Raw genomic sequence first — 6,577 nt, forward strand, 5'->3', positions numbered from 1 at the left:
TATTAATGAAATACCAACTTTTTTGTTTTAAAATAAATCGATCAAGAATATTAAATAAATAATTTTTACTCCTTGTTTTCTAAGTCTTTATTTACAGTTTCAACAATAGCATTTGCCTTTGTAAGTTCTTCATTACTTACATATAATTCTTGAAATCCTTGAATTGAAGCTCCAAATCCTGCCAAACGGCCAGATTCTGATTCATCTTTAATAATAGGGCTGATGCCTTCGCTCTCCAACCTGTCTTTAATCATTTGTACAATTATAAAATTGCCAGAGAAGATTTTGTTATAATTTGTATCTGTCATAATCTTTAGTTTTAATCTATTAGTAATTTACAAAAAATATGCCACTTATTCTATTAACGTTTTTCATATTAATTTGTTAAATTTTTACAAATAAATAAATTTTTTGTTTAATGTTTTTGTATATTTGTTAAACAATAAAGAATTATCGCTAGATAATATTTTGATTGATTTAGTTAGGTTGTTGAAAAGCCATGTTTTAGGACATGGCTTTTTTAGTTAAACTATAAAAAAAAGCCACTTTATTTGAAGCGGCTTTTACAATGTATGTTAAGAATTAGTTATCTATTGAACCCATAACTCGTTTCATGAAATTGTTAAGGGCATCTTTTTTTGAGGCACCATCTTTAATCATTTTATTAACTTCAATGGCACCATACATATTTGAGATAAGCTCACCAATAACATCAAGTTCTTCATCCTTTAAGGAAGGCACTTCCGTAAGATTCTCTAATGTTTCAATCGTTTCAATTAAATAATCCTCATCATTATCTTCAATAAATTGTGTGAGATGTTTTATAACGGGTAGTTTCATAGTTTGTGTTTATATGACTTCTTCAACTAAATCTTTTAGGACTTCAAATTTATTTGTTTGAACTTGATTTTTGAAAGTTCCGCCTTTAAAAGTAGCAAAAGTTGGTAAATTATCTACAGTTGCTAGTTTTCTAGATTCAGGAAATTTTTCAGCATCTGCAATAACAAATATTACGCCCTCATTTTCTGAAGCCAATTTTTTAAATTTAGGTTTCATAATTCTACAATTGCCACACCATGTTGCAGAATACTGCACAATTACAGTATCATTATCGTTGATGATGTTTTGTAAATTATCTTGTTCTAATTCTTGAATCATAACTTTAATTTGATTAAAATATCACTGCTAATCTTCATCTCGAATGATTAGCAATGACATAAATTTAATATTAGTGAGATGCTAAGTAATCAGCAGTACCTTTTGCATTAGGAGCCATTGCTTCTTTTCCTTCTTCCCAGTTTGCTGGACAAACTTCTCCTTTTTCTTGCACGTGTGTGTATGCATCGATTAAACGTAAAAATTCATTTACATTACGACCTAAAGGCATATGGTTAATACCTTCATGAACAACAGTTCCTTCTTCATCAATAATGTATGTAGCTCTGTAGGTAACATTATCACCATCAACTTGAACAGTTCCAGTTTCTTCATCATAGGTTTCGTTAGAAATATCTAAAATACCAAGGATACTTGATAAGTTTCTATTACTATCTGCTAATATTGGGTAAGTAACACCTTCAATTCCTCCGTTATTTTTTGGAGTGCTTAACCAAGCGAAATGTACTTCTGGAGTATCACAAGATGCACCTATTACGATAGTATTTCTTTTTTCAAACTCACCTAAAGCTGCCTGAAAGGCATGTAATTCTGTTGGACATACAAACGTAAAGTCTTTTGGATACCAAAATAATAAAACTTTTTTCTTGTTGTTTACTGCTTCTTCTAGAACGTTGAGTTTAAAAGTATCACCCATTTCGTTCATCGCGTCTACGTTTAAATTTGGAAATTTTTTTCCTACTAATGCCATTGTATTATCGTTTTTAAATTATTAATATTTTACGATACAAAGATACTTTAGTAGATTAGATATTTGTACTATAGAAATTCTAATTTTTTATAAGACAATAGTTTTTAGCTATCACATGTATTTATATCGATAACTAAATTGAATACTATTTGTTTTTGAGCATCCTAATTTTTATTCTCAAAGCAGCAAATAATAGTGTTGTGAAAGGACTTAACCAGTTAAAAACTGCATAGAAGAAATATTCGCCAACACCAACACCTAAAACACCAGATTGATAGGCTCCACAGGTATTCCATGGAATTAATACTGACGTAACTGTTCCTGAATCTTCAAGTGTACGACTTAAGTTTTCTGGAGCTAATCCTCTGTCTTCGTATGCTTTTTTAAACATTTTTCCAGGGATTACCAATGCTAAATATTGATCTGAAGCAATCGCATTTAAACCTAAACAACTAATAACTGTACTAACAAATAATCCAAAAATGGAAGTAGCAACAGATAAAAGCACTTGTGTTATTCTAGACAAAGCACCAATCGCATCCATAATACCACCAAAAACCATAGCACAAAGGATGAGATAAATAGTCCAAAGCATGCCATTCATTCCTCCTGAGGAAAAGAGATCGTTAAGTTTTTCATTATCGGTTTTGATTGAGGTATCTGTTAAAATTGAATTTATAATGGCTTCAGAATTTGAATCTGAAAGCTTACTTAAAATTTCTGGTTGAAAAATAAGCGCGAATATTATGGCTATTAATACACCACTTCCTAACGCAATTAATGGTTTAGTTTTAAATAAGATCAACGCAATAACAATTCCAGGAACTAAAAATAATAGAGGAGTAATATTAAAGGTGCTTTGTATTGTGTTTAAAAAGCTACTTATATCAGCACTACCTGTAGTATCTATATTCATACTAATTATAGCAAATACTACAAGAGTAATAAGAATAGTAGGTACAGTAGTATATGTCATATATTTTATATGTGTAAATAAATCGGTTCCTGCCATTGCAGGAGCAAGGTTAGTAGTATCACTTAAAGGAGACATTTTATCTCCAAAATAAGCGCCAGATATTACAGCACCAGCAATCATTCCTGGGTTAATTCCAAGAGCAGTTCCAATTCCAACTAAAGCAATTCCAACAGTCGCTGAGGTTGTCCAAGAACTTCCTGTAGCAATAGATATTACAGCTGCAATAATAACCGAAGCAGGCAAAAATATTTCAGGGCTTAAAACTTGTAAACCATAATAAACCATTGCAGGTATAACACCACTAATTAACCAGGTTCCAGCTAAAGCACCAACTAAAAATAAAATCATAATTGGAACAAAAACACTTTTAATGTTTTCCCAAACTTCCTTTACCATGATAATAGGATGTACTTGGTTCATGAAACCTGCAATCATAGCTACAAATGCACCCATTAGTAATATCAGTTGATTTGTGTAACTGCCTAACCATTCTTGTCCTTCAACAAAAAAGATATTATATGCTAATAAACCCATTAATATAACAACAGGAACAAGAGCTTCATAAATATTAAGTTCTTTGTTTTTAACTATATTCTGTTTGTCAGCTTTAAAATTGGAAATATTATCGTCCTCTTGCATTTGGTCATGGTTTTAGTTTTGTAATGTTACGATTTTGTGGTACGAATTGCAAATCGGAAGAGTTCCGTACTTTTGTCAAGTATTTAAAATTAGTTATGGATTCATTGACTCAGATCGTCCTTGGTGCAGCTTGTGGAGAAGCTGTTTTAGGTAGAAAAATAGGAAATAAAGCTTTGCTCTTTGGAGCTATTGGTGGAACCATACCTGATCTTGATGTTTTTATTGGAAGTCTTTTGTATGGGAATGAAATTGATGCGATGTTGTTTCATAGAGGGTTTATGCACTCTATATTTTTTGCAGTTTTAGCAGCATTCATCTTAGGGTGGTTAATTCACAAATTATATAATACAGGAAAGCGATTAAATACTACCACTCAAAAAAATTGGATCTCATTATTTTTTTGGTCCTTATTCACGCATCCTATTCTAGATTGTTTTACTCCCTACGGAACACAATTATTCGCACCTTTAAGTAACTACAGAATAGCTTTCAATAATATAGCGGTTGCTGATTTAGGATATACACTTCCTTTTTTGTTCAGTATGATCATAGTGATGTTCTTTAAACGTCAAAATTCTAAACGAAAGTTGTGGTTAAAGTTGGGAGTTGGCATTAGTTCTGCTTACATGATTTTCACAATAATAAATAAGATTTATATAGATTCTGTTTTCAAATCTTCATTAACCGAAAACCAGGTTGTTCACACTAGATTTAGCACACAACCGTCCATTTTGAATAATATTTTGTGGTATGGAATTGCTGAAACTGAACATAATTATCAAGTTGCGTTTTATTCATTATTAGACAGAACGAATCGCTTTTCAGAATGGAAAACAATTCCTAAAGTAAGATTAGAAACTTCTAAGTATAATAGTGATATTGCTTGCCTAGCTTGGTTTAGTAATGGTTATTATAATGTTGAGAAAACTAGTAACAATGAATACATTTATTTCGATTTGCGATATCCAATGGTTAATACCAAGGAAGGTTACAAGCCTGTGTTTAACCTTAAACTGTTTGAATCTAATAATCGTTTAGATATGAAGCCATTTGAGCCAGAAATGGAAGACTTTGAATTTACGATGAACTCACTTTGGATTCGTATGAAAGGAATATGATTTATAAACTAAACACATAAAAAAACCTTTTGAATACATTCAAAAGGTTTTTTGATTATAATATTTTTTAGCTTTTCTAAGCTACAACGGTATCTTCCTTTTTATCTAAAATATTTAGGGATTCCATGCATTCTCTCATGATGTTATATGTGCGTTCAATATCAGCATCTAAACCAATAGAAAAACGAATTAAACCATCACTCAATCCCATTGCTACTTGTTCTTCTTCAGGAATTTCAGAAGAGGTTGAACTTCCAGGTGCAGAGAATAATGTTTTATAGAAACCTAAACTTACTGCTAAGTAACCTAAATTGCGTTCTTGCATCATTTCCATAAGCGCGTTTGCATTGTCTAAACTTCCAACATCTATGGTAAGCATTCCACCAAAACCATATTTTTCATTCATCATTGTTTTAAATAATTTATGTGAAGGGTGAGATGTCAAACCAGGATAAACAGTTTTTAAACCATCTTTCTCAAATTGTTTAGCTAAGTAAGTAGCATTATGACTGTGTTGCTGCATTCTTATATGGAGTGTTCTTAAGTTTTTTAATACAGAAGCTGAACGCAAACTATCCATTGTAGATCCTAAAAGCATTGAAGCACCATCATTTACATTCCTTAGGTCGTCAATAAATTCTTGAGTACCACAAACAACTCCACCTACAGTGTCACTTGAGCCATTAATAAATTTTGTTAAACTATGAATTACAATATCTGCACCTAATTTAACTGGTGAAACAGAAAGTGGTGAAAACGTATTGTCAACTACTAATTTTAAATTATGACGTTTAGCGATTTCAGCTAAACCTTTAATATCTGCAACTTCTAATAAAGGATTGCTTACAGATTCACAATACAAAACCTTTGTGTTTTCCGTAATTGCTGCTTCAACGATATCTAATTTGGTGATATCTACAAAAGAAGTTTTAATGTTAAAACGAGGGGTGAAGTTTTTTAAAAAAGCATAAGTACCTCCATATATTGTTCTACTAGAAACAACATGATCACCTGCACCACATAATTGCATAATAACAGGAGTGATTGCTCCCATGCCTGAAGCAGCAACATTGGCTGTTTCAGTTCCTTCCATAGCTGCAAGAGCTTCACCTAAATATAAATTTGAAGGTGATGAATGACGAGAATATAGGTAACAACCGTCAGCATTTCCTTCAAATGTATCAAACATCGTTTTTGCAGAAAGAAATGTGTAAGTAGACGAATCTGAAATAGAAGGATTAACACCACCAAATTCGCCAAAATATTGAAGGTCTTGAATATTGTTTGCAGGTTTAAAAGCCATAATTGTTAAGTTTAGTTTAATTCACATCAAAAATCGTAATAATTAGAATATTAATCAATAGATTATTGTTATCATGATAAATAAAACTATATAAGTGAATTTTTGTAGTTATATTTACTAAATTTTATGTGATAGTGCGTTTTTAATAGAAAAATTTTCAAGAGATGATCCAATTAGATGAAATTGATAAAAACCTTCTTCAGCTTATTCAAAATGATAGTAAGCAAACCAACAAAGAATTGTCTAATAAGTTAGGACTTTCAGTTACAGCAGTCTATGAACGCATTAAAAAATTAGAGCGCGAAGGTGTGATTTCTGGATATGTAGCTTTAATTGATAAAAAAAGTGTCGACAAGGCATTTGTAACTTTTTGCAGTATTAAGTTGATTCAGCATAGTAAAGACTATGTTATGAAATTTGAAAAAGAGGTTGCGAAATTAGATGAAGTTTTAGAGTGTTATCATATCAGTGGTGACTATGATTATTTGCTTAAAGTTTTAGTGGCAGATATGGATGAGTTTAGAGAGTTTATGGTGAAAAAACTTACATCTATAAGTCATATTGGTAGTACACAGAGTGCTTTTATGATAAATGAAGTTAAACATACAACTGCAATTAAAGTATAAGCTTTTATTATATATTTATAACATGGAAACCACCTCCTTCAAACTCAT

General features: G+C 31.2%; 8 protein-coding genes. 2 read left to right on the forward strand and 6 right to left on the reverse strand.

Annotated features, from left to right (window positions below; genetic code table 11):
• Positions 1-65: 65 nt before the first annotated feature.
• From AB8B90_RS10450 to nhaC, 5 genes are all read right to left on the reverse strand, one after another.
• Positions 66-308, reverse strand: coding sequence for a putative signal transducing protein (locus AB8B90_RS10450; RefSeq protein ID WP_405336604.1), 243 nt, complete (start codon positions 306-308; stop codon positions 66-68).
• A 274-nt stretch (positions 309-582) separates the two neighbouring features.
• Positions 583-840 carry a DUF6952 family protein gene (locus AB8B90_RS10455; RefSeq protein ID WP_405336606.1) on the reverse strand — a complete coding sequence of 86 codons (258 nt, stop codon included), beginning with the start codon at positions 838-840 and terminating at the stop codon, positions 583-585.
• Positions 841-849: 9 nt separating this feature from the next.
• Complete coding sequence (locus tag AB8B90_RS10460; protein WP_405336608.1) at positions 850-1,158, reverse strand: thioredoxin family protein; 309 nt, start codon at positions 1,156-1,158, stop codon at positions 850-852.
• Between the two features lie 70 nt (positions 1,159-1,228).
• Positions 1,229-1,867, reverse strand: a complete 639-nt coding sequence (locus AB8B90_RS10465; RefSeq protein ID WP_405336610.1) for a peroxiredoxin — start codon at positions 1,865-1,867, stop codon at positions 1,229-1,231.
• A 145-nt stretch (positions 1,868-2,012) separates the two neighbouring features.
• Positions 2,013-3,482 carry a Na+/H+ antiporter NhaC gene (gene nhaC / locus AB8B90_RS10470; protein ID WP_405336612.1) on the reverse strand — a complete coding sequence of 490 codons (1,470 nt, stop codon included), beginning with the start codon at positions 3,480-3,482 and terminating at the stop codon, positions 2,013-2,015.
• 95 nt (positions 3,483-3,577) lie between these two features.
• Here nhaC and AB8B90_RS10475 point away from each other — a divergent pair, with 95 nt between their 5' ends.
• Entirely contained in the window at positions 3,578-4,600 is a 1,023-nt protein-coding gene (locus tag AB8B90_RS10475) for a metal-dependent hydrolase (protein ID WP_405336614.1), read from the forward strand.
• 76 nt (positions 4,601-4,676) lie between these two features.
• Here the strand turns inward: AB8B90_RS10475 and AB8B90_RS10480 are convergent, their stop codons facing one another.
• The gene (locus AB8B90_RS10480; protein WP_405336616.1) at positions 4,677-5,903 is read right to left on the reverse strand and encodes an aminotransferase class I/II-fold pyridoxal phosphate-dependent enzyme; all 1,227 of its coding nucleotides are present in this window, start codon (positions 5,901-5,903) and stop codon (positions 4,677-4,679) included.
• 167 nt (positions 5,904-6,070) lie between these two features.
• On the opposite strand from AB8B90_RS10480, the gene AB8B90_RS10485 reads away from it, so the two are divergent.
• Positions 6,071-6,529 carry an Lrp/AsnC family transcriptional regulator gene (locus AB8B90_RS10485; RefSeq protein WP_405336620.1) on the forward strand — a complete coding sequence of 153 codons (459 nt, stop codon included), beginning with the start codon at positions 6,071-6,073 and terminating at the stop codon, positions 6,527-6,529.
• The last annotated feature ends 48 nt before the right edge of the window (positions 6,530-6,577 follow it).

It is taken from the genome of Psychroserpens sp. (assembly GCF_045105015.1).
Classification (GTDB): Bacteria; Bacteroidota; Bacteroidia; order Flavobacteriales; family Flavobacteriaceae; genus Psychroserpens.

What these genes read in the sequence shown, in the direction of transcription:
- AB8B90_RS10450 (WP_405336604.1), bottom strand. Translation starts at nt 308, where the DNA reads ATGACAGATACAAATTATAACAAAATCTTCTCTGGCAATTTTATAATT.
- AB8B90_RS10455 (WP_405336606.1), bottom strand. Translation starts at nt 840, where the DNA reads ATGAAACTACCCGTTATAAAACATCTCACACAATTTATTGAAGATAAT.
- AB8B90_RS10460 (WP_405336608.1), bottom strand. Translation starts at nt 1,158, where the DNA reads ATGATTCAAGAATTAGAACAAGATAATTTACAAAACATCATCAACGAT.
- AB8B90_RS10465 (WP_405336610.1), bottom strand. Translation starts at nt 1,867, where the DNA reads ATGGCATTAGTAGGAAAAAAATTTCCAAATTTAAACGTAGACGCGATG.
- nhaC (WP_405336612.1), bottom strand. Translation starts at nt 3,482, where the DNA reads ATGCAAGAGGACGATAATATTTCCAATTTTAAAGCTGACAAACAGAAT.
- AB8B90_RS10475 (WP_405336614.1), top strand. Translation starts at nt 3,578, where the DNA reads ATGGATTCATTGACTCAGATCGTCCTTGGTGCAGCTTGTGGAGAAGCT.
- AB8B90_RS10480 (WP_405336616.1), bottom strand. Translation starts at nt 5,903, where the DNA reads ATGGCTTTTAAACCTGCAAACAATATTCAAGACCTTCAATATTTTGGC.